The sequence below is a fragment of the Metapseudomonas boanensis genome (assembly GCF_018704125.1).
GTDB classification, from domain to species: Bacteria; Pseudomonadota; Gammaproteobacteria; order Pseudomonadales; family Pseudomonadaceae; genus Metapseudomonas; species Metapseudomonas boanensis.
This window is the reverse complement of sequence record NZ_JAGTIS010000009.1, coordinates 33,413-59,642: the sequence shown is the minus strand read 5'-3', so window position 1 is coordinate 59,642 and position 26,230 is coordinate 33,413. Positions and strand designations below refer to the sequence as shown.

Here is a 26,230-nt window from a genome sequence, read left to right as displayed (position 1 = left end):
ACCTCAGGGCTCCAGGCCGATGCCGCGCAGGATTACGCTGGTCACGGTCTGCACTGCTCGCTCGAACTGCATGTCAGAGAGCGGCTGATGGTCGTTGAGGATCATCACCTGATGATCGAAGTCGGCGTAATGCTGGGTCGCGGCCCAGATCATGTACAGCAGGCTCGACGGTTCCACCGATAGGATGCGCTTGTCCTCGACCCATTGGCGGATCTTCGCCTCCTTCATCTTCGCCCAGCCGTAGAGCTGCTCGTCGAGCGCCTCGCCGAGCCGCGGAGCGCCGTGCATGATCTCGTTGGCCCAGACCTTGGAGCCGTGGGGCCGCGTGCGCGAATGGTTCATCTTGGCGCGGATGTAGCTGGTCAGCACGACCCGCGGGTCGTCGAACATCTCGAAGCACAGGGCGTCCTGTTTCCAGACCCCCAGCAGCCCGAACAGCACCTCGCGGTAAAGCTCGTCCTTGGTGGTGAAGTAGTAATGCAGGTTGGAGCGTGGCAGTTCGGCTTTTTCGGCGATATCGCCCATGGAGGTCCCGGCGTAACCTTTTTCGGCAAAAACCTGCTCAGCCGCCAGGAGAATCTTCTCGACGTTACGCCGACGAATCTCAATCTTGTGATTGCCCATGGCTGTTCCATTACCGCGAAATTCCGCAAGGCTACCATCAGCCTCGGCTCAGGGCGACGGAAGACCTTGGGCTTACCCACTGCCATCGCTATAATCCGCAGGCTTCAAACGGCCGGCTCCGCTCCGGTCGCTCCCGCCACCCGTCCGAGGGGCGCTGCAGCAGGCTCAGCCTGTCAGGCTCGGATGGGGCGTCGACCCGGCCGGCTCCCGCTGACCGAAAAACGCATCAACGGCGCCCATTCGCACACTACGAATGGAGAGTTACGCATGAGCGCTGTCATGACGCCTGCAGATTTCAACGATTACAAGGTCGCCGACATTTCCCTGGCCGCCTGGGGCCGCCGCGAGCTGATCATCGCCGAGTCCGAAATGCCGGCCCTGATGGGGCTGCGCCGCAAGTACGCTGCCCAGCAGCCGCTCAAAGGCGCGAAAATCCTCGGCTGCATCCACATGACCATCCAGACAGGCGTGCTCATCGAGACCTTGATCGCCCTGGGCGCCGAAGTGCGCTGGTCCTCCTGCAACATCTTCTCCACCCAGGACCAGGCTGCGGCTGCCATCGCCGCCGCCGGCATCCCGGTATTCGCCTGGAAGGGCGAAACCGAAGACGAGTACGAGTGGTGCATCGAGCAGACCATCCTCAAGGACGGCCAGCCGTGGGACGCCAACATGGTGCTGGACGACGGTGGTGACCTGACCGAGATCCTGCACAAGAAATACCCGCAAATGCTGGACAAGATCCACGGCATCACCGAAGAAACCACCACCGGTGTGCACCGTCTGCTCGACATGCTCAAGGCCGGCACCCTGAAAGTCCCGGCAATCAACGTCAACGACTCGGTGACCAAGAGCAAGAACGACAACAAGTACGGCTGCCGTCACAGCCTGAACGACGCCATCAAGCGCGGCACCGACCACCTGCTGTCCGGCAAGCAGGCGCTGGTGATCGGCTACGGCGACGTGGGCAAGGGCTCGGCCCAGTCCCTGCGCCAGGAAGGCATGATCGTGAAGGTCGCGGAAGTCGACCCGATCTGCGCCATGCAGGCCTGCATGGACGGCTTCGAAGTGGTATCCCCCTACAAGAACGGCCTCAACGACGGCACTGAAGCCAGCGTCGACGCCGTACTGCTGGGCAAGATCGACCTGATCGTCACCACCACCGGCAACGTCAACGTCTGCGACGCCAACATGCTCAAGGCGCTGAAGAAGCGCGCCGTTGTGTGCAACATCGGCCACTTCGACAACGAGATCGACACCGCCTTCATGCGCAAGACCTGGGCCTGGGAAGAGGTGAAGCCGCAGGTGCACAAGATCCACCGCACCGGCAAGGATGGCTTCGATCCGCTGAACGATGACTACCTGATCCTGCTGGCCGAAGGCCGCCTGGTGAACCTGGGCAACGCCACCGGCCACCCGAGCCGGATCATGGACGGCTCCTTCGCCAACCAGGTGCTGGCGCAGATCCACCTGTTCGAAGCCAAGTTCGCCGAGCTGCCGGCCGCCGAGAAGGCCGCCCGTCTCTCGGTTGAAGTGCTGCCGAAGAAGCTGGACGAAGAAGTGGCGCTGGAGATGGTCAAGGGCTTCGGTGGCGTGGTCACCCAGCTGACCCGCCAGCAGGCCGACTACATCGGCGTGACCGTGGAAGGCCCGTTCAAGCCGGACTCCTACCGTTACTGATGTGTACGGTGGATGAGCCCACGGCTTGTCCACTGCCCATTTCCGCGTGGTGGATGGACGAACGCCATCCACCCCACGCTTTCGAGCCTGGAAAGACCTATGTCCCAAGAACGCCGTTACAGCTTCGAATTCTTCCCCGCCAAGACCGAAGCCGGGCACGAAAAACTCCTGGCCACCGCCCGCAACCTGGCCAGCTACAAGCCGGACTTCTTCTCCTGCACCTACGGGGCCGGCGGCTCCACCCGCGACCGCACCCTGCAGACCGTGCTGCAACTGGACGGCGAAGTGCAGGTACCGACGGCGCCGCACCTCTCCTGCGTCGGTGACAGCAAGGCCGAACTGCGCGCCCTGCTGGCCCACTACAAGGACGCCGGCATCCAGCGCATCGTCGCCCTGCGCGGCGACCTGCCTTCCGGCATGGGCATGGCCAGCGGCGAAATGCGCCATGCCAACGACCTGGTGGAGTTCATTCGCGAGGAAACCGGCGACCATTTCCACATCGAAGTGGCGGCCTACCCCGAAGTGCACCCGCAAGCTCGCAACTTCGAGGTGGACCTGGCGAACTTCGTGCGCAAGGTCAACGCCGGCGCCGACAGCGCCATCACCCAGTACTTCTTCAACGCCGACAGCTACTTCTACTTCGTCGAACGCGTACGCAAGCTGGGTGTGGATGTCCCAGTGGTGCCGGGCATCATGCCGATCACCAACTACAGCAAACTGGCACGCTTCTCCGACGCCTGCGGCGCGGAGATCCCGCGCTGGATCCGCAAGCAGCTGGAGGCCTATGGCGATGATGTGCAGAGCATCCAGGCATTCGGCGAGCAGGTGATCACCGAGATGTGCGAGCGCCTGCTGGAAGGTGGCGCACCAGGGCTGCACTTCTACACCCTGAACCAGGCCGAGCCGAGCCTGGCGATCTGGAAGAACCTCAACCTGCCGCGTTGAGGCGGATGGGCGCGCGGCCTGCCAGGCAGCCGAGAACTTTGTAGGAGCGAGCTTGCTCGCGAACGCCCCAGTGCAGAATCTCCGCGAGCAAGCTCGCTTCTGCAGAGAAGTGCAGCTATGAGCCCCACCATGAAAAAGCCCGCCAATGTCGGCGGGCTTTTTCATTCCTGAGTTCAGGCTTCGAAGATGATCCGGCCATCCACCAGCGTGTAACGCACCTTGCCCGGCAGGCAGTGGCCGATGAAGGGGCAGTTGTTGCCCTTCGAGTACCAGGTTTCCCCAGCCAGGGTCGCGGCCTCGGGATCGAACAGCACCAGGTCGGCGGGCGCACCAACCGCCAGGCGGCCGGCAGGCAGGCGCAGGGCACGGGCCGGGCCAGCGGTCAGACGAGCCAGCAAAGTCGGCAGGTCGAGCACGCCTTCCTGCACCAGGGTCATTGCCAGCGGCAGCAGTAATTCGACGCTGCTGATGCCCGGCTCGGTCGCACCGAACGGCGCCAGCTTGGCATCCGGCTCGTGGGGCTGGTGATGGCTGGCGATGGCCGAAACAACGCCACTTTTTACCGCTTCGCGCAGGCCGTCACGGTCGGCGCGGGTGCGCAGCGGCGGTTGTACGTGATAGAGGCTGGAGAATTCGGTCAGCGCCTCGTCGGTGAGGATCAGCTGGTACAGCGCCACATCGGCGGTCACCGGCAGGCCACGTGCCTGGGCGTCGGCGATCATCTGCGCGCCACGGGCGCTAGTCAGCTGGCTGAAGTGAGCACGCACACCGCTTTGCTCGACCAGTAGCAGATCTCGGGCCAGGGCGACCGTCTCGGCGCTCTCCGGAATCCCCGCCAGGCCGAGGAAGCTGGCAATGGGGCCTTCATGAGCGAGGCCGCCTTCTGCCAGCGAGGCGTCCTGGGAATGGAAGACCACGGTGAGATCGAAGGTCGCCGCGTATTCCAGGGCACGGCGCTGGATGCGATTGCTGGCGAAGTTGGCAAGGCCATTGCCGAAGGCTACGCAGCCGGCATCGCGCAGGGCCACGAGTTCGGCCAGCTGTTCGCCGGCCAGGCCCTTGCTGAGGGCGCCAATGGGGAACACCTTGGCGTGCCCGGCTTCCTGGGCGCGGTCGAGGATCAGCTCGGCCACGGCCGGGGTGTCCAGCACCGGTTTGGTCAGCGGCGGGCAACAGAGGCTGGTGACGCCTCCGGTCACGGCGGCGAGCGTCTCGCTGGCGATGTTGCCCTTGCGGCTGTAGCCCGGCTCGCGCAGCGCGACGCTGAGGTCGACCAGGCCTGGCGCGGCCACCAGGCCCTTGGCATCGAGCTGCTTGTCGGCCTTGAAGGCGGCAGGCGCCTGGTCGAAGGCAACCACCTTGCCGGCTTCGAGGAAGATGTCGGTGACCTGGTCACGACCGCTGGCCGGGTCAATCAGGCGGGCTCCGAGGATGTGGGTTCGCATCAGTTCAGCTCCTCGGCTTCCTGGTTCAGTTGACGCTGCGCGGCCTGGCCACTCATGGCCATGGAGAGAACGGCCATGCGAATGGCTATGCCATAGGTGACCTGATTGAGAATCACCGACTGGGCGCCGTCGGCCACCGCCGACTCGATCTCGACGCCACGGTTGATCGGGCCGGGGTGCATGACGATGGCATCCGGCTTGGCCAGTGCCAGGCGTTGGGTGCTCAGGCCGTAAAGCTTGTAGAACTCGCCCTCGCTGGGCAGCAGGCCGCCCTGCATGCGTTCGCGCTGCAGGCGCAGCATGATCACCACGTCGACATCCTTGAGGCCTTCGGCAAGGTCGGTGTAGACCTTCACGCCGTACTGCTCGACGCCGATCGGCAGCAGGGTCTTGGGCCCGATCACGCGGATGTCCGGGCAGCCCAGGGTCTTGAGCGCCAGCATGTTGGAGCGCGCCACCCGCGAGTGCAGGACGTCACCGACGATGGCCACCGAGAGGTTCTCGAAACTGCCCTTGTGACGGCGGATGGTCAGCATGTCGAGCATGCCCTGGGTCGGGTGCGCATGGCGGCCGTCGCCGCCGTTGATCACCGCCACGTCCGGGCAGACGTGTTCGGCGATGAAGTGGGCAGCGCCAGAATCGGCGTGGCGCACCACGAACATGTCGGCCGCCATGGCCTCCAGGTTGCGCAAGGTGTCGAACAGCGTCTCGCCCTTGCTGGTGGAGGAGGTGGAGACGTTCAGGGTGATTACGTCAGCGGAAAGCCGCTGGGCGGCCAGCTCGAAGGTGGTCCGGGTCCGCGTGGAGTTTTCGAAGAACACGTTGCACACGGTCTTGCCGCGCAGCAACGGGACTTTCTTGACCGCGCGAGCGCCGACTTCGAGGAAGGAGTCAGCGGTGTCGAGAATTTCGGTCAGCAGCGCACGGGGCAGGCCGTCGAGCGAAAGGAAATGGCGCAGCTGGCCCTGATCGTTGAGCTGCAGCGGGCGCTTGGCGTCTGTCGGCATGGGGCAGGCCCTAAAGGTTCGAGGATTCGGGAGGGTCAGGCGGGCGAGGCAAGGTCCTGGCGCTCAAGGGTGAGCGGCGCGGGGCCGAGCAATTTTACCCGTTCCGTGGCACCCAGCGACAGGGTTGCGCCGACGACGTCGGGGCGAATCGGCAGCTCGCGGGCATTGAGGTCCAGCAGGCAGACCAGGGTCACGCTCGCCGGCCGGCCATAGTCGAACAGTTCGTTGAGTGCTGCGCGGACGGTACGGCCACTCATCAGCACGTCATCGATCAGCACCAGGTGCTGACCGTCGATCTCGAACGGCAGCTCGGACGGACGAACCTGTGGGTGCAGTCCGGTCTGGGTGAAGTCATCGCGATAGAAGGACACATCGAGGATGCCCAGCGGCACCTCCTGGCCGAGGGCCTGGAGGAGCGCCTGGGCAACCCACACGCCGCCGGTGCGGATGCCGACGAACCGGGGTTCGGTAATGCCGCGCGCGTGCAGATGCGCGGTGAGATCGCTGGCCATCCTCGGCAGCAGTTCGACGGGGTTGGGCAGGGTCATCGGCATTCCTCGCATCAGTTTCCAGTGTGTTCGGCCAACCAGCCTTCAAGCAGCAGGGCGGCAGCCAGGGCATCCACCGGGCGCTCTCGGTATCCGTCGCGCTGGCCCTGGGCCAGGCGCTGGCCCTTGGCCTCGAAGGTGGTCAGTCGTTCGTCATGGGTGAACACCGGCAGGTTGAACCGGCCGTTCAGGCGTCGGGCGAATTTTTCGGCGCGGACGCTCATATCGCTGGGTGTGCCGTCCATGTTCAGCGGCAGACCTACGACCATGGCGTCCGGCTGCCATTCGCGGATCAGGGCTTCGACCTGCTGCCAGTCCGGTACGCCGTTCTGGGCCTTGAGCACGCGCAACTCACGTGCCTGGCCGGTAACGGCCTGGCCGACAGCTACACCGATCTGTTTGGTGCCGTAATCGAAGCCGAGCAACAGGCGCAGGGGTTTGGTTTCGGCCATCAGGCGTGCCCGGCCTGGGCGGTGAGCAGGCTGAGATTGATGCCCAGGCGGGCTGCGGCTGCAGCCAGGCGCTGCTCGGACGGCGTGTCGAACAGGATCGCGAGGTCCGCAGGACAGGTCAGCCAGGCGTTGTCGCTGAGTTCAGCCTCCAGCTGACCGGCATCCCACCCGGCATAGCCCAATGCCACCAGACTTTTCGCAGGTCCGCTGCCATCAGCGATGGCGAACAGCACATCCTGGGAGGTCGACAACGACAGCTCGCCCAGCTCCAGCGTGGCCTGGTAGCTGTGGCCGCTGGGGTGCAGGACGAAGCCGCGGTCGGTCTGGACCGGGCCACCAGCAAAGATCGGCTGGCCCTGGCAGCGCGCCGGCGGAGTGTCCTCCGGACGCAGCTGCTCGAGCACATCGCTCAGGCTGAGGCCGTTGGGCCGGTTGATGACCAACCCCATGGCGCCCTGATCGTTGTGCTCCACCAGGTAGGTGACGGTCTGGGCAAAATTCGGATCGACCATGTGGGGCATGGCGATCAGGAAGTGATGCTTCAGGTAGCTCGGTGCGCTTTTCATGTCCGTTAGTTTCAGGCTTAAGGCGGCAGGCTTCAAGCAGCAGGTGGAAGGGTGGGCTCCGTTCAGGCGACAGGTTCACCGACGCGCGGTGAGCAATGCTCTTTAGCTTAGTTGCTCGACAGGCGATCGCCGCGCTCGAAGCGCCAGGTCCGGATGATTTCCAGACGGTCGATGTCGGCCAGGTCACCGCTGAACGGTGCATACGGGGCAGCAAGCCGGACGATACGCATGGCGCCCTGGTCCAGCACCGGGAATCCGGACGATTCCAGCACCTGCACTTCGTAGAGGGTGCCGTCGCGATTGATCGACACCAGCAGTCGCAGGTTGCCGTAGATGCGCTGGCGCCGGGCCTCTTCCGGGTAGTTCAGGTTGCCGATACGCTCGATTTTCTTGCGCCACTCTTCCTTGTACCACGCACCCTTGTCGCGCATGGTCGAGGCGGCATTGAGGCGGTGGATTCGAGGGCGTTTGGCATAGAGCTGGCGCTCCTTGTCCAGTTCGGCTTCGAGGCTGGCGATCTCCGCGGAGAGTTGCGAGCTGTCGAAGCTGGGGGCCGGCTTCGTCTCAGGCCGGGGACGTGTCTGCTCGCGCTTGACCGGAGTCTTCTGCGGTTGCGGCGACCGCGTGGCGATGGCTGCCTTGGGAGCCTCCTTGCGCGGCGCCTGGGGCGGCGCTGCGGGCGGCGTGACCTTGCGGATCTGCTTGTCCTGGAACTGCGCCACCTCAGTAGTCTTGGGCGTCGCTTTGTGCTCCAGGGTGCCACTGCCCTGCTGGTTGGCCTGCGCGAGGAAGTCGGCCTTTTTGGGCTTTTCCTCGCTCTTGAAGGTAGCCAGGGTGATCTCCAGCGTCTTGCTGATCTGCTGCGGGTCACCAAAGCTGAAGCCGACGCCGAGCAGCAACACGATGTGCAACACAGCCGCGAGGAACAGGGTAAAACCCAGCCGATCCGCCGAGCGGACGCCGGCGAATGGAGGGGTCGAGATGTTCACGGCTGCGCTCATCGCCAATCTGCTTGCTTCAGGATGCCGCGCAGTCTGCCGAGGGCTCAGGGAAAAGTCTATGAAGCACTCCGCGCCTCGAGCTTGACGGCGATCACCTCCATGAGACGTTCGCCAATGCGGGTGTCATAGGCCGCATCGATTTCGCGAATGCAGGTCGGGCTGGTCACGTTGATTTCGGTGAGGTGTTCGCCGATCACGTCCAGGCCGACGAACAGCAGGCCTTTATCACGCAGCACCGGGCCGACGAGAGCGGCGATCTCGCGATCACGGTCACTCAGCGGCTGGGCTTCGCCACGCCCGCCGGCGGCCAGGTTGCCGCGGGTCTCCCCAGCGGCGGGAATACGCGCAAGGCAATAGGGCACCGGCTCGCCATCGATCATCAGGATGCGCTTGTCGCCGTCCTTGATCGCCGGCAGGTAGCGCTGCGCCATGATCTGCTGCTTGCCGTGGGCCGTGAGGGTCTCGAGGATCACCGAGAGGTTCGGATCGCCTTCTCGGTGACGAAAGATCATCGAACCACCCATGCCATCCAGGGGTTTGAGAATGATGTCACGCTGCTCGGCCGCAAACTCGCGCAGAATGTCCGCTCGTCGACTGACCACGGTTGGCGGCGTGCATTGCGGAAACTGGGTGGCGAAGTACTTCTCGTTGCAGTCACGCAGGCTTCGCGGGCGGTTGACCACCAGCACGCCAGCGTGTTCGGCCTGTTCGAGCAGGTAGGTGGAATAGACGAACTCGTTGTCGAAGGGCGGGTCCTTGCGCATCAGGATCACGTCCAGATCGGTCAGCGGAACGTCGAGCTCCTCGCCTAGTTCGAACCAGTGCACGGCGTCGTAGAAAACTTTTATCGGGCGCATGCGCGCGCGAGCTTCACCGGTTTTCTGGTATAGATCCTGCTGTTCCATATAGAAGAGGCTCCAGCCGCGCGCTTGGGCGGCCAGCAGCATCGCGAGGGAGCTGTCCTTCTTGAAGGAGATTTGCGCAATGGGGTCCATGACGATCCCGAGGCGAACGCTCATGGGGGGTCTCCGCAACAAGTGTTGAGTGGGGCACCAGAGAGGTGGCGGGCCGGTTGGGTAAGACGCTCAGGGTGGCGTCTGATATTGCTCCCGGTCAAGGAAAAACCTTCCCCGAACAGGGAAGAATCGCGGATGCGGCGGGTTTGTAGCCTGCATCTGGAGACTGTGCTAAAAAGGCCCGTCGATTGGGCTGCGGCCCGTCGGTTATAGGGCCTCAGGCGCAAAAATAACGCAGAATAACGACTCACCGAGGCAATGGTAGGGCGAACATGGAACAGCATTCCGAGGGTTTGAAGGTCATGGTGATCGACGATTCGAAAACGATTCGTCGCACCGCCGAGACTCTGCTGAAAAAGGTGGGCTGCGAGGTCATCACTGCGGTGGATGGTTTCGATGCCTTGGCCAAGATCGCCGATTCCCACCCCAATATCATTTTCGTCGACATCATGATGCCGCGCCTGGATGGCTACCAGACCTGTGCCCTGATCAAGAACAACAGTGCTTTCAAATCCACCCCGGTGATCATGCTGTCCTCCAAGGATGGCCTGTTCGACAAGGCCAAGGGTCGCATCGTCGGTTCCGACCAGTACCTCACCAAGCCTTTCAGCAAGGAAGAGCTGCTCGGCGCGATCAAGACTCACGTCCCCGATTTCACCCCGGTGGAGCAAGCCTCCTGAAGTCCGGCCTGATGGCCGGTGAAGCCTTTCCGTATGGGGAACACCATGGCTCGTATTCTGATTGTTGATGACTCGCCGACCGAGATGTACAAGCTCACCGCCATGCTCGAGAAGCATGGCCACCAGGTGCTCAAGGCCGAGAACGGTGCCGATGGCGTCGCTCTGGCCCGCCAGGAAAAGCCCGATGCAGTGCTGATGGACATCGTGATGCCCGGCCTCAATGGCTTCCAGGCCACCCGCCAGCTCACCAAGGATGCCGATACAAGTCATATCCCGGTCATCATCGTCACCACCAAGGACCAGGAAACCGACAAGGTCTGGGGCAAGCGCCAGGGCGCGCGCGACTACCTGACCAAGCCGATCGACGAAGACACCCTGCTCAAGACCCTGAATGCGGTACTGGCCGGCTGAGACTACGCCGGGTGCCGTTCGATAACTATTAGAAACAAGGCCAAGGCTGGTCGCCATGTCGGATTCGCGGACCCCTTTCCAGCTTCTCTTCGAGATCGACCAACGCTGTCGTGCGCTGGCCGCTGGCCTGCCTGCGCAACAACAGGTCGTACAAAGCTGGAGCGGCATCGGCTTCCGCATGGGCGAGCGCTTGTTCGTCGCGCCCATGGGCGAAGTCGCCGAAGTCCTGCATGAACCGCGCTATACCCTGATGCCCGGCGTGAAGAGCTGGGTCAAGGGCGTGGCCAACGTGCGCGGCCGGCTATTGCCGATCATGGACCTGTGCGCGTTCTTCGGTACCGAATTATCACCGCTGCGCAAGCAGCGCCGGGTGCTGGTGGTGGACCACCAGGAAATCTTCGCCGGGCTCATCGTCGATGAAGTGTTCGGCATGCAGCATTTCCTGGTGGACTCGTTCAGCGAGGAATTGCCACCGCTGGAAACCGCCGTCGAGCCTTTCATTCACGGTGTCTTCCGTCGGGAGCAACCCTGGCTGGTATTCAGCCCGCATGCCTTGGCGCAGCACCAGGCGTTTCTCGAGGTGGCGGTTTAGTTTCGCTGCGGGCGGCCCGCAGTGGCCGCCGCATACCAGGCCCGGGAGCCCAGCTCCTGGCGCCATGGCTTCAAGGTTGGGCCGGTCGTTCCGGCCCTTTGGCGTTAGATGGGAATCGTAGAGTGGTTGGTCCAGGCGGGGGCCCGATAATGAAAAGACTGAACGCAGGCAATCTATTTTCGGCGGGGCGAAGCACGCCGCTGATCGCTGGACTCTTCGTGGTCCTGATCATCGCCATCGTGCTGTTGTTCGCAAACTTCGCGTACGTCAACACCCAGGCGAACTACGACAAGGAGTACATCAGCCACTCTGGTGAGCTGCGCGTGCTTTCCCAGCGTATCGCCAAGAACGCCAGCGAGGCGGCAGCGGGCAAGGCCGAAGCCTTCGCCCTGCTCAAGGACGCACGCAACGACTTCGAGAAGCGTTGGAACACTCTGGTCCAAGGTGACGAGATCACCGGCCTGCCGACCGCGCCGACTGCCGTGAAGGCGGAAATGGACGCCGTGCAGAAGGATTGGGACAGCCTGCGGCAGAACGCCGACGCGATCCTGGCCAGCGAGCAGACCGTACTCTCCCTGCACCAGGTGGCCGCAACCCTGGCCGAAACCATCCCGCAACTGCAGGTGGAATACGAGGAAGTCGTCGACATCCTGCTGGAAAGCGGCGCGCCCGCCAGCCAGGTGTCGGTGGCCCAGCGCCAGTCGCTGCTGGCCGAACGTATCCTCGGCTCGGTGAACAAGGTACTGGCCGGCGACGAAGACTCCGTGCAGGCCGCCGACATGTTCGGTCGCGACGCCAGCCTGTTCGGCCGCGTGCTCAGCGCGATGGTCGAAGGCAATGCAGCGATGGAGATCTCCAAGGTCACCAACCCCGAGGCCCTGGAGCGCTTGCAGGAGATCTCCGAACTGTTCGAGTTCGTCTCCGGTTCGGTGGACGAAATCCTGGAAACCTCACCGGAGCTGTTCCAGGTCCGTGAATCCGCCAACACCATCTTCAGCGGCTCGCAAACCCTGCTGGACAAGGCCTCGACCCTGACCGACGGCTTCGAGAACCTGGCCTCCGGCCGCGCCATGAACACATTGGCCGGCTATGTGCTCGGCGCCCTCGCCCTGGGCGCGGTCATCCTCATCGGCCTGGTGATGGTCCAGAGCGCACGTAGCCGCCTGGCCGAAACCGCCGCGAAGAACGAACGTAACCAGGCTGCGATTCTGCGTCTGCTCGACGAAATCGCCGACCTCGCCGACGGTGACCTGACCGTAGCCGCGACCGTGACAGAGGACTTCACCGGCGCCATCGCCGACTCGATCAACTACTCGATCGACCAGCTGCGCGAACTGGTCGAAACCATCAACCTGACTGCCGTACAGGTGGCCGCTGCCGCCCAGGAAACCCAGGCCACTGCCATGCACCTGGCCGAAGCGTCCGAGCACCAGGCCCAGGAAATCGCCGGCGCATCCGCCGCCATCAACGAGATGGCGGTGTCGATCGACCAGGTATCGGCGAACGCCTCGGAGTCCTCGGCGGTAGCGGAGCGATCCGTAGCCATCGCCAACAAGGGCAACGAGGTGGTACACAACACCATCACCGGCATGGACAACATCCGCGAACAGATCCAGGACACCTCGAAGCGAATCAAGCGCCTCGGTGAGTCGTCCCAGGAGATCGGCGACATCGTCAGCCTGATCAACGACATTGCCGACCAGACCAACATTCTCGCCCTGAACGCCGCGATCCAGGCGTCCATGGCCGGTGACGCCGGCCGCGGCTTCGCCGTGGTGGCGGACGAAGTACAACGCCTGGCGGAACGTTCCTCCGCCGCGACCAAACAGATCGAAGCGCTGGTGAAGACCATTCAGACCGACACCAACGAAGCGGTTATCTCCATGGAGCAGACCACCTCCGAAGTGGTGCGCGGTGCCCGCCTGGCACAGGACGCCGGTGTGGCCCTGGAGGAGATCGAAAAGGTATCCAAGACCCTCGCGGCGCTGATCCAGAACATCTCCAACGCCGCTCGTCAGCAGGCTTCCTCGGCCGGCCATATCTCCAACACCATGAACGTGATCCAGGAGATCACCTCGCAGACCTCCGCCGGTACCACCGCCACCGCGAAGAGCATCGGCAACCTGGCGAAGATGGCCAGCGAGATGCGCAAGTCGGTTTCCGGTTTCAAACTGCCGGAAGCCCAGGATCTGGCCTGACCAAGGGAGAAGCCGCGGCCTGAGGCCGCGGCGCGACGACCATGAATCAAGGGCACGACAGCATGCAGCCAGGCGGCGTCTGGGCCTTGAAACCCATGGCCGACATGACGGCCGAGGAGTTTGACGACTGGCGCAAGCTGCTCGAGGAGCGCACTGGCGTGGTGGTCAACGAGCAGCGACGCACCTTCCTGCAAACCAACCTGTCGGCGCGCATGCGCGAGCTGGGCGTGCCGGACTACGCCACCTACTACCGCCAGGTGACCGACGGTCCGCGTGGCGCGGTGGAATGGGCGAGCCTGCTGGACCGCCTGACCGTTCAGGAGACACGCTTCTTCCGGCACCAGCCTTCGTTCCAACTGCTGGGCAGCTACCTGCGCGAGCGCCTGGCCCAAGGGCTGGCGCAGCCCCTGGCGATCTGGAGCGTCGGCTGCGCCAGCGGCGAGGAGCCTTACTCCCTCGCCATGCTGGCAGCCGAGGTACTGGCGGGCAGCGAGCGGCCGGAATACTTCGGTGTGACCGGCACCGACATCAGCCTCAATGCGCTGGCCAAGGCCCGCGAAGGCGTTTATGGCGCCCGACGCCTGGAACAGTTGGAAAGCACCCTCGCCGAGCGCTATTTCCAGGTGTTGGGAGATGGGCGCTACAAGGTATCGCCGAGCCTGGCCGCACGCGTGTGCTGCGCCCGGCTCAATGTGCTGGACCTGGCCAAGGCGCCAATGTCCGGCATGGACGTAATCTTCTGTCAGAACCTGTTGATCTATTTCCGCCGCTGGCGACGCCGGGAGATTCTCAATCGCCTGGCCGAGCGCCTGGCACCGGGAGGCCTGCTGGTGCTAGGGGTGGGTGAGGTGGCGGGATGGCACCATCCGGACCTGGAGCCGGTGGCCAATGAACAGGTTCTTGCATTCACCCGGAAGGGATAGCAGACGGCTATGACTGATCGGCACGACTACGTCGCCCTCGAGTGGGTCAAGGGCGAGATCGCGGAAACCCTGAAGCAGGCTCGACAGGCCCTGGAGGCCTACGTCGACAACCCGCAGGACCCGACGCGCATGCGCTTCTGCCTGACCTACGTGCACCAGGTCCAAGGCACGCTGCAGATGGTCGAGTTCTATGGCGCGGCGCTGCTTGCCGAGGAAATGGAGCAGTTGGCCCAGGCGCTCATCGATGGGCGCGCGAGCAACCAGCGCGAGGCCCTGGAAGTGCTGATGCAGGCCATCCTGCAACTGCCGCTCTACCTCGATCGCATTCAGAGCGCCCGACGCGACCTGCCGATGGCCCTGCTACCCCTGCTCAACGACCTGCGCGCCGCGCGCGGCGAAAAGCTCCTTTCGGAAACCAGCCTGTTCGCCCCGGACCTCTCCAGCCAACGACCTGCGCTGCCTGTTGAGACCCTCGCGCGCCTGCGCACCGCCGAGCTGCCAGTGCTGCTGCGCAAGATGCGGCAGATGCTGCAAGCCGCGCTGGTCGGCATCATCCGCGGCCAGGACCTGGCCACCAACCTCGGTTACATGGCGCGCGTCTTTGCTCGCCTCGAATCTCTATGCCAGGACGCCCCGCTCGAGCCGCTGTGGAAGATCGCCTCAGCCCTGGTGGAAGGCCTGGCCAACGGCAGCGTGGCCAACGGCTCGTCGGTGCGCAACCTGCTGCGCGAGGTGGACAAGGAACTCAAGCGCCTGCTGGACCAAGGGGCCGACGGTTTCAACCAGCCCGCGCCGGAAGACCTGGTGAAGAACCTGCTGTTCTATATTGCCAAGGCTCCCGCCCAGTCGCCGCGTATCCGCGCCATCAAGGAACAATACCGCCTCGACGAAGCCCTCCCGGACAGCGAGCTGGTGGACGAAGAGCGTGCCCGCCTTGCCGGCCCCGACCGCGGGGCCATGCGCTCGGTAGTGACCGCCCTGTGCGAAGAGCTGGTTCGCGTCAAGGACAGCCTCGACTTGTTCGTACGCAGCGATCGCCACGGGGTCACCGAACTGGACGGCCTGCTGGCGCCACTCAAGCAGATCGCCGACACCCTGGCGGTACTAGGCTTCGGCCAGCCACGCAAGGTGATCCTCGACCAGATCGACGTTATCCACAGCCTGTCGCTCGGCCAGCGCGAACCCAGTGACGCAGTACTGATGGATGTAGCCGGCGCGTTGCTCTATGTCGAAGCCACGCTGGCCGGCATGGTCGGCCCAACGGAAGACGCCGCCACCGAGGCCAGCCATCTGCCGACCACCGATGTCGCGCAGATCCACCAGTTGGTGATCAAGGAAGCACGCAACGGGCTGGAACAGGCGAAGGATGCCATCATCGAGTTCATCGCCTCGCAGTGGAACCACGAGCACCTCACGCGCGTTCCGGAGCTGCTGACCCAGGCCAGGGGTGGCCTGGCAATGATCCCGCTGCCACGTGCGGCCGCCCTGCTGGCGGCGTGCAACCGCTACATTCAGGAACAGCTTCTGGCACGCAAGGCCGTGCCCAACTGGCAGAGCCTGGACACCCTGGCCGATGCCATCACCAGCGTCGAGTACTACCTCGAACGCCTCTCCGAAGACCATGCCACCCAGGGCGACCTGATCCTGGATGTCGCTGAAGAGAGCCTGGAGAACCTCGGCTACCCGATTCAGGAAAAACCCTCGATCCTCGATCACGAAACCGAGGAAGAGGCCGAGCCACTCGCGCCGCTGGCTGACCCGCTGCAGGACATCGAAGTGCTGGCTGCCGAGGAGGCGGAGCTTGAGCAGCACCTCGACCCAGAAGACGACATCGAGCTTGACCTGACGGACCTGCATGGGCAACCGGAAGCGATCGTCGCCCCGGCCCCTGCTCCGCTGTCCGGGAGCAGCGAATTGCTCGTCTCCGATGACAACTGGAGCCTCGGCGAGGCAGCGCTTGATGCCACCGAACAGAGCATCGACCTCAGCCTGGATGCACCGCTGCAGTGGGAAGACACACCAGCACTGAGCACCGCACTACCGGGTACGGCGCAAGAGCTGCCGGGCCTGGAAGTCGACGAACTGGACAGCCTGTCCGCTGCAGGAGACATCCTGACACCGGACGAAGGCGAGCGGCCCGAGCTAAACCTGGACAACCCACTGGAGTTCGACCACGAGACGCTGCCCAGCTTCGATCTCGCCGACCTCGAAGAGCTACCTCCTGCCCTACCGGCTGATGCCGAAGCCACCCGTCTGCTACTGCCGCCAGCCGATGACGAAACGCTGCCACGCCTGGACCTCGACGAACTGGAAAGCCTGCCCGCTGCAGGAGACCTCCTGACGCCCAGCGAAGGCGAGTGGCTCGATCTGAGCCAGGCTCCCGCAATGGAGTTTGACCGCGAGGCGCTACCCAGCTTCGACCTCGCCGATCTCGAGGAACTGCCCCCTGCTCTCCCGGCTGATGGCGAAGTCCTCGACCTCCCCCTGCCGCCGGCGAGTGGCGAGGTGCTGCCGAGTCTGGACTTCGACGAACAGGAGGAACTGTCAGCCACCGAGCCCCCTGTCGACCTGGATGGCCCCAGCCTCGACGAGCTCAGCACACCACTGGAGTGGGACGAAGCCGCGTTAGCCGAGCTGGGTCTGCCGGAAGTCGAACTGCCCACGGCCCCTCTCGAAGCCGAGCCGTCGGCCCCTGCCGAAGAACGCCCGCTGTCGCTGGCGGAGGTGATGGCAACGCCAGTGCCGGCCTTCAACCCACCAGCCCAGGAGGTACCGCCCAGCCTGCTGCCGCCGCCCGCGGACGAAGAACCGGTGGACGATGAGCTGCAGGAAGTCTTCATAGAAGAAGCCGGGGAAGTGCTGGAGACCCTCGGCGAGTACCTGCCGCGCTGGCGTGCCGACATCAACGACCGGGACTCCCTGGGCGAGGTACGCCGTGCGTTCCATACCCTCAAGGGCAGCGGCCGCATGGTCCGCGCGCTGGTGATCGGCGAACTGTCCTGGTCCATCGAGAACCTGCTCAACCGCGTGCTCGACCGCAGCATCCAGGCCGACGAGCCAGTGCTCCAGGTGATCGACGATGTGGTCACCCTGCTCCCGGCGCTGGTCGAAGAATATGCCGCCAAGGCCCAGCGCCAGCGCAACGACGTCGATCGTCTGGCCGCCATTGCCCATGCCCTGGCCAAGGGACAAAGCCTCCCGAAACCTGACGCCCCGGGGTCAGAGCCAGCCGTCGAGCCTGCAGGCACGCTGCAAACCCTCGCTAACAGCCCAGCCGAGGAAACCCTCGACCCGCAGTTGCTGGAGATCTTCCGCAACGAGGCGGAAAACCACCTGGACACCCTGGCCGCTTTCCTGGCCAACTGCGACCAATGGCTGCCCCGGACGATCAATGATGACCTCCAGCGTGCCCTGCATACCCTCAAGGGCAGTGCGCACATGGCCGGTATCCTGCCGATCGCGGAGATTGCCACACCGCTGGAGAAGCTGGCCAAGGAGTACAAGGCCAACCTGCTGGCCATCGACCTGTCCGAGGCCGAACTGCTGCACGAGGCCCTGCACCTGTTACGCCAGGGCGTGGCCCAGCTGGACAGTACGCCTCTGGCGCCGATACCCGGTACCCAGGCGTTGCTCGAACGCATCGCACAACTGCACCAGGAACGCCTTGGCGCTGTTGTCAGCGCCCGTCGCGATGACAAGGGTGAAAGCCGCGATCCGCAGATGATCTCGCTGTTCCTCGCCGAAGGCATGGACATCCTGCTGGATGCTGAAGACCTGCTGCGCCGCTGGCGCGAGCACCCCGGCGAGCGCCAGGAGCTCGGCGCGCTGCTGGACGAGCTCAGCACCCTCGGCCGTGGAGCCGAAATGGCCGAACTGCCGCAGATCGAAGAACTCTGCGAGGCCCTGCTGGACTGCTATGGCGCCGTTGACGAAGGCAGCCTGCCGGTCAACGAACGCTTCTTCAGGGAAGCGGAAAGCGCCCATGAAGCGCTTATCAGCATGATGGACCAGGTCGCCGCCGCCTTGGAGGTAAGTGCCCAACCCGAGCGTGTCCAGGCCCTGCATGCCTTGCTGCAAGACACAATAGACCCGCACGCCCTCGCTCAGCTGGGGCCGGACCTGCCAGACAACCTTGACGTCGAGGGGGCAACGCCGGAGCCCACCGAGCCAGAACCCACGCAGGCGGCCTTCGCGGAGATGCCCTCGACGCTGGATGAGGAAATGGTATCCATCTTCCTTGAAGAGGCCGTGGACATCCTCGACAGCGCCGGCAAGGCACTGGGACGCTGGCTGGACAACCCGGAGAATCCTACGGCCCTGCTAGCATTGCAGCGCGACCTGCACACCCTGAAGGGCGGTGCGCGCATGGCCGAGATAGGCCCGATCGGTGATCTCGCCCATGAGCTGGAATCCCTCTACGAAGGGCTTCAGGACCGCCGCTACGCCTATTCGCCGCGGCTTGCCGGCCTGCTACAAAGCAGCCACGACTGCCTGGCCACCCAGCTCCAGCAATTGCAGGCCCACCAGCCACTGACCAACCCCGCGCCGCTGATCCAGGACATTCGCAGCTTCCGCCAAGGCAGCGCGCAGAGCCTGTCAGCCGCTGTGGTCCAATCCTTCCCGGATTTCGAGGACAGCTTCGCGGACGCTGACGAGACGCCGGGCGAGACACGCCTGGACGACGACGAGCCTGTCGTCGACGAAGCGCCGGAACAAGCCATCGACCGGGAACCGCTCGCCGAGCAGCCCGCCCCCCCGAGTGCGCCTGAGCCGGATGACGCCCCGCCGGCACATACCGCGCTCGAGCCCAACCCCGACCCCGAGCTGGTAGAGATCTTCCTCGAAGAGGGCTTCGATATCCTCGACAACGCCGGCGCCGCTCTGCAGCGCTGGATGGAAGCGCCCGACAACACCCTCGAAGTCGAAGCCCTGCAACGCGACCTGCACACCCTCAAGGGTGGTGCGCGCATGGCAGAGATAGGCCCGATCGGCGACCTCGCCCACGAACTGGAGTTTCTCTACGAACGCCTGTGCGATGGGCGCCTGCGCGCCAGCCCTGCCCTCTTCGACCTGCTGCAAAGCTGCCACGACCGTCTCGCCGAAATGCTGGAAGCCGTGCGCGCCCGTCGCCCGCAACCGGATGGCACGCCGCTGATCCAGGCCATCCAGGCCTGGCGCGTTAACCCGGACGAGCAGCTCAGCGTGCCCAGCACCGTGCACCTGCAGCCGCTCGCCGCAGAGCCACCCGAAACGGTCGCTGAAGCCGACATTCTCGACATCTTCCTCGAAGAGGCCGATGACCTGCTGGAGGCCATGGAAACCTCCATCGGCCGCTGGGAGGAAGCCCGCGAAGATGCCAACCACATCGATGACGTGCTGCGTGTCCTGCATACCCTCAAAGGCGGTGCGCGATTGGCCGGGCAGAAACGCCTGGGCGACCTCGCCCATGACCTGGAACAGCACCTGGTCGAAGCCCAACAGCAAGGCGCCCCCTGGCCGGACAGCCTGTTCCTCGACGTGCAGTCCGGCTACGAAGGCCTGCAGGCGGAGCTGGACCAGTTGCGCCAGCAACTCGACTACACGCTCGCCGCGGATGTGACACTCGCCATATCGTTCCAGCCCGAGACCCGTCCGCAGAACGGCCTGATCGTCGCAGCCAGCGTCCAGCCCACCGAGGCTGTCGCGGAGCGCGTGCTGCCCTTCGTCCGCCGTGCCGAAGAGGCCGCCCAGGACGCGGCCGCCCGGCGTGCGCCCCAGGAACTGGTCAAGGTGCCGGCAGAACTCCTCGAAGGCCTGGTCAACCTGGCCGGCGAGACCTCGATCTTCCGTGGCCGGGTCGAACAGCAGGTCAGCGACTTCAGCTTCACTCTCGCCGAGATGGAGGCCACCATCGAGCGGGTTCGCGACCAGCTACGACGCCTCGACACCGAGACCCAGGCGCAGATCCTCAGCCGCTACCAGGCCGAGGCCGAACGGGCCGGCTACGAAGAATTCGACCCATTGGAAATGGACCGCCATTCGCAGCTGCAGCAACTGTCGCGCGCGCTGTTCGAGTCCGCCTCCGACTTGCTCGACCTCAAGGAAACCCTGGCCGCGCGTAACCGCGACGCAGAAACCCTGTTGCTGCAGCAGGCGCGGGTCAACACCGAGCTGCAGGAGGGCCTGATGCGTACGCGCATGGTGCCCTTCGACCGCCTGGTGCCACGACTGCGGCGGATCGTCCGGCAAGTGGCCAGCGAGCTGGGCAAGCAGGTCGAGTTCATCGTCGGCAACGCCGAAGGTGAAATGGACCGCACTGTGCTCGAACGCATGGTGGCGCCGCTGGAACACATGCTGCGAAACGCCGTCGACCATGGCATCGAGAGCGCTGAGCAGCGCCAGGCTTCGGGCAAGTCGCAACCGGGCAACATACGCCTCAACCTCAGCCGCGAGGGTGGCGATATCGTCCTCACACTGGCCGACGACGGCGCAGGTATCCGCCTCGAAGCCGTGCGCCGCAAGGCTATCGAACGCGGCATGATGGACCCGAATGCGGACTTGTCGGACCACGAGGTCCTGCAGTTCATCCTCGAACCCGGCTTCTCCACCGCGGACAAGGTCACGCAGATTTCGGGACGCGGCGTCGGCATGGACGTGGTGCACTCGGAGGTCAAGCAACTCGGTGGCTCCATGAGCATCGACTCGACCCTCGGCGAAGGCACCCGTTTCCTCATCCGCCTGCCCTTCACCGTGTCGGTCAACCGCGCGCTGATGGTACTTTCCGGCGAAGACCTCTATGCAATCCCGCTGAACACCATCGAGGGTATCGTCCGGGTGTCGCCGTACGAGCTGGAAACCTACTACCAGCCCAACGCACCGCGCTTCGAATACGCCGGGCAGGATTACGAACTGCGCTACCTCGGCGATCTGCTGAACAACGGCCAGCACCCCAAGCTGGTGGGCCACAGCCTGCCGCTGCCGGTAATCCTGGTGCGTTCAAGCGAACATGCCGTGGCCGTGCAGGTAGACGCCCTGGTCGGTTCCCGCGAGATTGTGGTGAAGAGCCTCGGCCCGCAGTTCGCTGGCGTGCATGGCATCTCCGGCGCAACCATCCTCGGCGATGGCCGGGTGGTGGTGATCCTCGACCTGCTGGCGACCATCCGCGTTCGCCACGCACACCTGACCCAGCCGCAACTGCGCCTGGCCAGTGCCAACCCTGCGGTCGTCGAAACCGAGCAGGAGCGTCCGCCGTTGGTGATGGTCGTGGACGACTCGGTAACCGTGCGCAAGGTCACCAGTCGCCTGCTGGAGCGCAACGGCATGAACGTGGTGACCGCCAAGGATGGGGTGGACGCCATCACCCTACTGCAGGAACACCATCCCGATATCATGCTGCTGGACATCGAAATGCCGCGAATGGACGGCTTCGAGGTGGCCACCCTGGTTCGCCACGACTCGCGGCTCAAGGACCTGCCGATCATCATGATCACCTCACGGACCGGCGAAAAACACCGTGAGCGCGCGATCGCCATCGGCGTCAACGAGTATCTGGGCAAGCCCTATCAGGAATCCCTGTTGCTCGAAACCATCCAGCAACTGGTCAAAAGGACATGACGGAAAAGACTTCCGCACGGATCGCCGTGCTCGCCGACACCTCGTTGCAGCGTCATGTGTTGCAACAGGCACTGGTCGGCAATGGCTACCAGGTGGTGCTCAACAGCGACCCGGCGCGCCTCGACGAGGAGGCGCTGGACAACTGCGACGCCGAACTCTGGCTGGTGGATCTCGCCCAGTCCGAGGACTCACCCTTGGTGGAAAGCCTGCTGGAACGCACCAGCGTGCCGGTTCTATTCGGCGAAGGGCATGCGCCCGAGCGCCACTCCGAACATTACCCGCGCTGGGAGCGACGCCTGTTCGGCAAGCTCAAGCAACTGGTCGGCGACCCCGCCCTGGCCGTGGGGCCCAGCCTGGAAACCCTCATGGCCGATGCCCAGCGCCCCGCGCGCCTGGAGCTCCCGCAAGCATTGGCCAACACACCGCTGGTGGCGGGCGCGCCGGCCCGCGAGGTCTGGCTGCTGGCGGCATCCCTGGGTGGCCCGGAGGCTGTGAAAGCCTTCCTGGATGCCCTGCCCGGCGGCCTGCCCGTTGGTTTCCTCTATGCCCAACACATCGATCCCGCCTTCGAAAGCGTCCTGCCCCAGGCCGTCGGCCGCCACAGCCAATGGCACGTCAACCCGGTGCGGCCCGGCGAGCCGGTGCGCTGCGGTGAAGTGATCGTGGTACCGATCAGTCGCGAACTGGCCTTCGCCGACGATGGCCGCATGCAGGTGAGCGAGCAGCCCTGGCCGGAGCCCTACAGCCCATCCATCGACCAGGCAATGCTCAACCTCGCCCAGCACTTTGGCGCGCACTGCGGGGTCATCGCCTTCAGTGGCATGGGCAGCGACGGCAGTGCCGCGGCCGCCTACGTGCGCCGCCAGGGCGGGCTGATCTGGACCCAAAGCGCCGATAGCTGCGCATGCTCGAGCATGCCCGACAGCCTGCGCGAAGGCGGCTACAGCAGCCTGAGCGGAGCACCGCGCGAACTTGCCGCCGCACTGGTCAACCACCTGGCCGCGCAGTGCGCCTGACCAAGGACCCATCATGAGCCAAGCCATCACCCCACAGAGCAGCACCAATAGCCTCACCGGCCTGATCCTCCCGCTGGCCGACCGCAATCTCCTGGTGCCCAACGTGGCGCTGGCCGAACTCATTCCTTACCGCGCCCCACAACCGACCCCGGGCCTACCGGCCTGGATGCTCGGACAAGTGGCCTGGCGTGACCTGCGCTTGCCGCTGCTGTCGTTCGAAGCGGCCGCCGGCGGCCAGGCAGCCGTGGGCCCGGGCGCTCGTGTTGCAGTTCTCAATGCACTGGGTGGGCGACCTCACGTGAAATTCCTGGCCCTGCTGCTGCAAGGCATCCCGCGCTCACTGAAGCTCGAGGAAGACCTGCCCCGGACCAATGCGCCATTGGCTGCACTGGAACTGGACGCGGTACAACTCGGCCTTGACGTAGCGAAGATTCCCGACCTGGTGGCGCTGGAACAGATGCTGGCGGATGCCGGGCTGATCTGACTGCCCTGAGCGCTGACTGCCCCCTCTCTCTGTAGGAGCCAGCTTGCTGGCGAACATGTGCCATTCGCGATTCGCCAGCAAGCTGGCTCCTACAAGGTTTCGCGCGCCTTCGATGTATCACTCCACCCGACAAGTCCGCCAAGGAGGTGTTGCAGGCTGCTTTCCGGGGAAGGCGGGATGCCGGCGCCAGCCAGCCGATCCGTTCGGATACGCGTCCGCAGTACAGGCAGTCGACACGACGCACCGGCAGTTGCAGCAGGACGCGCTGATCCAGCGGGTCACGACCCCGCACCTGGCGGATGTGCTGCTCGTGGATCAACGGGTTGGGTTTGGCCCAGCGGCTGCAAATCGGTAAGCGCTCGGCCTGGGGCTCAAGACTGATTAGCAGGGTGTCGTGGTTGGATTGGCGACAGGCGACGACCTCGTAGCCTGGCCAGAAAGCAGCAAGATCAATAGGATGCACGGCGACAGCTGGGCGTGGGGGTTGGTGTGTTTGGCGACTGCCAATCTACCCACTTCCCTGACTGTCAACTCGCTCTGCCCCCAGATTCCGCGAAGAACCTTAAAAATGGTTCCTCGCGGATGTTTGGGGGATGCCCGGGGCTCACACCGGCTTGCCAATTCGGTTCGCCCCCGCATTCCCGAAAATCCGCGAAAACCTTAGAAATCGCCCCACAGCTGTTGCGCCACCGTCAACGCTACTACCGGCGCCGTCTCGGTGCGCAGTACTCGCGGGCCCAGGCGCGCGGGGTGAAAGCCCGCCGCCTTGGCGGCCTCCACTTCGGCATCGGACAAGCCACCCTCAGGGCCGATCAGGAACGCCAAGCTCTGCGGCTTCTCATGACTGGCCAGAGGTTCGGCCACCGGGTGCAGCACCAGCTTGAGGTCGGCCTCCACCTGACGCTGCCAGTCCACCAGGGTGACCGGCGCGTGGATCTCCGGTATCACCGAGCGTCCGCATTGCTCGCATGCGCTGATTGCCACCTGGCGCCAATGGGCCAGGCGCTTGTCGGCACGCTCATCCTTCAGGCGCACTTCGCAGCGTTCGCTGACCAGCGGGGTGATCTGGGCCACGCCCAGCTCGGTGGCCTTCTGGATCGCCCAATCCATGCGTTCGCCACGGGACAGACCCTGGCCCAGATGCACCTGCAGGGGAGACTCGGCCACGCCCGCAAAGGCTTCACGCAACTCAACCCGCACGACCTTCTTGCCCACCTCCGCCAACTCGCCCAGGTATTCCTGGCCGGAGCCATCGAAGAGCTGCACGGTGTCGCCTGCCGCCAGACGCAGCACGCGGCCTATGTAATGGGCCTGGGCTTCGGGCAGCTCGTGCTGGCCGATGGAAAGAGGGGCATCGATGAAGAAGCGGGAAAGGCGCATGGGCATTCGGGGCAAGGAGAGGACAGGCGCGCAGTTTAAGGCCTGGCAGCGCCTCCGGGTAGGTTGGGGCGGGCGGCACAGGTCTGAGCGCAGCGAAGCCCAACGAGGAAAGCCCCCGCACGGGGCTCGCTGGGCTTCGCCCCGCTCAGCGCAACCCCACTCGGCGCGACCTGCGCGGGCTAGCCCGGATCGCGGTGGTTCGGGTGCAGGTCCGTGGCCACACTGACGCCCACCGAGTCGCGGGTGGCAATGTCGATGCCCTCGGTCGCAACGACGGCGAGGAAATCGATCTGCTCTTCGGTGATCACGTAAGGCGGCAGGAAGTACACCACGTTGCCCAGCGGCCGCAGCAACGCGCCACGCTCGAGGGCATGCTGGAACACCTTGAGGCCACGGCGCTCCTGCCACGGGAACGGCGTCTTGCTGGCCTTGTCCTGGACCATTTCCACAGCCAGCACCATGCCGGTTTGGCGCACCTCGGCCACGTGCGGATGGTCGGTCAGATGGGCGGTGGCGGTGGCCATGCGCGTGGAGAGCTTGCGATTGGCTTCGATTACCCGGTCTTCCTCGAAGATATCCAGGGTCGCCAGCGCCGCCGCACAGGCCAGCGGATTGCCGGTGTAGGTATGCGAATGGAGAAAGGCGCGCAGCGTCTGGTAGTCATCGTAGAAGCCCTGGTAGACAGCCTCGCTGGTCAGTACCGCGGCCATCGGCAGATAGCCGCCGGTCAGGGCCTTGGACAGCACCAGGAAGTCCGGGGCGATGCCGGCCTGCTCGCAGGCGAACATGGTGCCCGTGCGGCCGAAGCCGACGGCGATTTCGTCATGGATCAGGTGGACGCCATAGCGGTCGCAGGCTTCGCGCAGCAGCTTGAGGTACACCGGATGGTACATGCGCATGCCGCCGGCGCCCTGGATCAGCGGCTCGACGATCACCGCCGCGACCTCTTCGTGATGCTCCGCCAGCGTCCGCTCCATGTGCGCGAACATGTTGCGCGAATGTTCTTCCCAACACATGCCCTCAGGGCGCAGGAAGCAGTCCGGGGTCGGCACCTTGAGGGTGTCCAGCAGCAGCGACTTGTAGGTCTCGGTGAACAGGGCAACGTCCCCCACCGACATCGCAGCCACGGTTTCGCCGTGGTAGCTGTTGGTCAGGGTGACGAAGCGCTTCTTGCGCTCCAGCCCCTGGTTGCGCCAGAAGTGGTAGCTCATCTTCAGCGCCACTTCGATGCCGGAGGAACCGTTGTCGGCGTAGAACACCCGGTCCAGGCCCTTGGGCGTAATCTTCACCAGGCGCTCGGACAGCTCGATCACCGGCTGATGGCTGAAGCCGGCAAGGATCACGTGTTCCAGCTGGTCCACCTGGTCCTTGATGCGCTGGTTGATGCGCGGATTGGCATGGCCGAACACATTGACCCACCAGGAGCTGACAGCGTCCAGGTAGCGTTTGCCCTCGAAGTCCTCCAGCCAGACGCCCTCGCCCCGGCGGATGGGGACGACCGGCAGGCGCTCGTGATCTTTCATCTGGGTGCAAGGGTGCCAAAGCACGGCGAGGTCGCGCTGCATCCACTCGGCATTGAGGCCCATGTGCTGCTCTCCTGTAATGATCGGGGAAGCCTATGCAATGCCTCCGTCATGAACAAGCTGGACGTGATCCGGTCGTTGCAGGACAC

The 26,230-nt window shown here is 64.6% G+C and carries 20 protein-coding genes, 1 pseudogene and 1 riboswitch; of the genes and pseudogenes, 10 read left to right on the top strand and 11 right to left on the bottom strand.

Annotated elements, in window-relative coordinates; all coding sequences use genetic code 11:
* Positions 1 to 3: 3 nt before the first annotated feature.
* Positions 4 to 624 carry a TetR/AcrR family transcriptional regulator gene (locus J7302_RS16680; RefSeq protein WP_215377210.1) on the bottom strand — a complete coding sequence of 207 codons (621 nt, stop codon included), beginning with the start codon at positions 622 to 624 and terminating at the stop codon, positions 4 to 6.
* 140 nt (positions 625 to 764) lie between these two features.
* Positions 765 to 869, top strand: a riboswitch (S-adenosyl-L-homocysteine riboswitch).
* Between the two features lie 22 nt (positions 870 to 891).
* On the opposite strand from J7302_RS16680, the gene ahcY reads away from it, so the two are divergent.
* Positions 892 to 2,301, top strand: coding sequence for an adenosylhomocysteinase (gene ahcY / locus J7302_RS16675; RefSeq protein ID WP_215377208.1), 1,410 nt, complete (start codon positions 892 to 894; stop codon positions 2,299 to 2,301).
* A 99-nt stretch (positions 2,302 to 2,400) separates the two neighbouring features.
* Entirely contained in the window at positions 2,401 to 3,246 is an 846-nt protein-coding gene (gene metF / locus J7302_RS16670; protein WP_215377206.1) for a methylenetetrahydrofolate reductase [NAD(P)H], read from the top strand.
* A 173-nt stretch (positions 3,247 to 3,419) separates the two neighbouring features.
* Here metF and J7302_RS16665 read toward each other — a convergent pair whose 3' ends face one another.
* The 7 genes from J7302_RS16665 to gshB all read right to left on the bottom strand — a co-directional run bounded on the left by J7302_RS16665 (position 3,420) and on the right by gshB (position 9,284).
* Complete coding sequence (locus J7302_RS16665) at positions 3,420 to 4,691, bottom strand: dihydroorotase (RefSeq protein WP_215377204.1); 1,272 nt, start codon at positions 4,689 to 4,691, stop codon at positions 3,420 to 3,422.
* Positions 4,691 to 5,698, bottom strand: coding sequence for an aspartate carbamoyltransferase catalytic subunit (locus tag J7302_RS16660; protein WP_215377202.1), 1,008 nt, complete (start codon positions 5,696 to 5,698; stop codon positions 4,691 to 4,693). The genes J7302_RS16665 and J7302_RS16660 overlap by 1 nt, the downstream gene beginning before the upstream one ends.
* Before the next feature lie 35 nt (positions 5,699 to 5,733).
* Positions 5,734 to 6,246, bottom strand: a complete 513-nt coding sequence (gene pyrR / locus J7302_RS16655; RefSeq protein WP_215377200.1) for a bifunctional pyr operon transcriptional regulator/uracil phosphoribosyltransferase PyrR — start codon at positions 6,244 to 6,246, stop codon at positions 5,734 to 5,736.
* 14 nt (positions 6,247 to 6,260) lie between these two features.
* Positions 6,261 to 6,698, bottom strand: a complete 438-nt coding sequence (gene ruvX, locus J7302_RS16650) for a Holliday junction resolvase RuvX (RefSeq protein ID WP_215377198.1) — start codon at positions 6,696 to 6,698, stop codon at positions 6,261 to 6,263.
* Positions 6,698 to 7,264, bottom strand: coding sequence for a YqgE/AlgH family protein (locus J7302_RS16645; protein WP_215377196.1), 567 nt, complete (start codon positions 7,262 to 7,264; stop codon positions 6,698 to 6,700). The genes ruvX and J7302_RS16645 overlap by 1 nt, the downstream gene beginning before the upstream one ends.
* A gap of 107 nt (positions 7,265 to 7,371) precedes the next feature.
* Positions 7,372 to 8,265, bottom strand: a complete 894-nt coding sequence (locus J7302_RS16640) for an energy transducer TonB (RefSeq protein ID WP_215377193.1) — start codon at positions 8,263 to 8,265, stop codon at positions 7,372 to 7,374.
* Between the two features lie 56 nt (positions 8,266 to 8,321).
* Complete coding sequence (gshB, locus tag J7302_RS16635; protein ID WP_215377191.1) at positions 8,322 to 9,284, bottom strand: glutathione synthase; 963 nt, start codon at positions 9,282 to 9,284, stop codon at positions 8,322 to 8,324.
* A gap of 269 nt (positions 9,285 to 9,553) precedes the next feature.
* Between gshB and pilG the strand changes: the two genes are divergently transcribed.
* The 8 genes from pilG to J7302_RS16595 all read left to right on the top strand — a co-directional run bounded on the left by pilG (position 9,554) and on the right by J7302_RS16595 (position 23,178).
* On the top strand, positions 9,554 to 9,961 hold the full coding sequence (gene pilG / locus J7302_RS16630) for a twitching motility response regulator PilG (protein ID WP_003455569.1): 408 nt from the start codon (positions 9,554 to 9,556) through the stop codon (positions 9,959 to 9,961).
* A 45-nt stretch (positions 9,962 to 10,006) separates the two neighbouring features.
* Positions 10,007 to 10,372 (top strand): twitching motility response regulator PilH, encoded by a 366-nt coding sequence (gene pilH, locus J7302_RS16625; protein ID WP_215377189.1) that lies wholly within the window; start codon positions 10,007 to 10,009, stop codon positions 10,370 to 10,372.
* Between the two features lie 55 nt (positions 10,373 to 10,427).
* Positions 10,428 to 10,964, top strand: coding sequence for a chemotaxis protein CheW (locus J7302_RS16620; protein ID WP_215377187.1), 537 nt, complete (start codon positions 10,428 to 10,430; stop codon positions 10,962 to 10,964).
* A 149-nt stretch (positions 10,965 to 11,113) separates the two neighbouring features.
* Positions 11,114 to 13,162, top strand: a complete 2,049-nt coding sequence (locus J7302_RS16615; protein ID WP_215377185.1) for a methyl-accepting chemotaxis protein — start codon at positions 11,114 to 11,116, stop codon at positions 13,160 to 13,162.
* A 62-nt stretch (positions 13,163 to 13,224) separates the two neighbouring features.
* The gene (locus tag J7302_RS16610; RefSeq protein WP_215377526.1) at positions 13,225 to 14,085 is read left to right on the top strand and encodes a CheR family methyltransferase; all 861 of its coding nucleotides are present in this window, start codon (positions 13,225 to 13,227) and stop codon (positions 14,083 to 14,085) included.
* A 9-nt stretch (positions 14,086 to 14,094) separates the two neighbouring features.
* Entirely contained in the window at positions 14,095 to 21,678 is a 7,584-nt protein-coding gene (locus J7302_RS16605; protein ID WP_215377183.1) for an Hpt domain-containing protein, read from the top strand.
* Positions 21,675 to 22,694 (top strand): chemotaxis protein CheB, encoded by a 1,020-nt coding sequence (locus J7302_RS16600; protein ID WP_215377180.1) that lies wholly within the window; start codon positions 21,675 to 21,677, stop codon positions 22,692 to 22,694. Before J7302_RS16605 ends, J7302_RS16600 begins: the two co-directional genes overlap by 4 nt.
* Before the next feature lie 13 nt (positions 22,695 to 22,707).
* A complete protein-coding gene (locus J7302_RS16595) occupies positions 22,708 to 23,178 on the top strand; it encodes a chemotaxis protein CheW (protein WP_215377178.1) in 471 nt (156 codons plus the stop codon).
* 160 nt (positions 23,179 to 23,338) lie between these two features.
* Here J7302_RS16595 and J7302_RS27140 read toward each other — a convergent pair.
* From J7302_RS27140 to J7302_RS16585, 3 genes and pseudogenes are all read right to left on the bottom strand, one after another.
* Positions 23,339 to 23,641: pseudogene (locus J7302_RS27140) on the bottom strand (ISL3 family transposase); the annotation flags it as partial.
* A gap of 197 nt (positions 23,642 to 23,838) precedes the next feature.
* On the bottom strand, positions 23,839 to 24,558 hold the full coding sequence (locus J7302_RS16590) for a 16S rRNA (uracil(1498)-N(3))-methyltransferase (RefSeq protein ID WP_215377176.1): 720 nt from the start codon (positions 24,556 to 24,558) through the stop codon (positions 23,839 to 23,841).
* Positions 24,559 to 24,737: 179 nt separating this feature from the next.
* Positions 24,738 to 26,144: an adenosylmethionine--8-amino-7-oxononanoate transaminase gene (locus J7302_RS16585; RefSeq protein ID WP_215377173.1), complete on the bottom strand. Its 1,407-nt coding sequence runs from the start codon at positions 26,142 to 26,144 to the stop codon at positions 24,738 to 24,740.
* Positions 26,145 to 26,230: the final 86 nt, after the last annotated feature.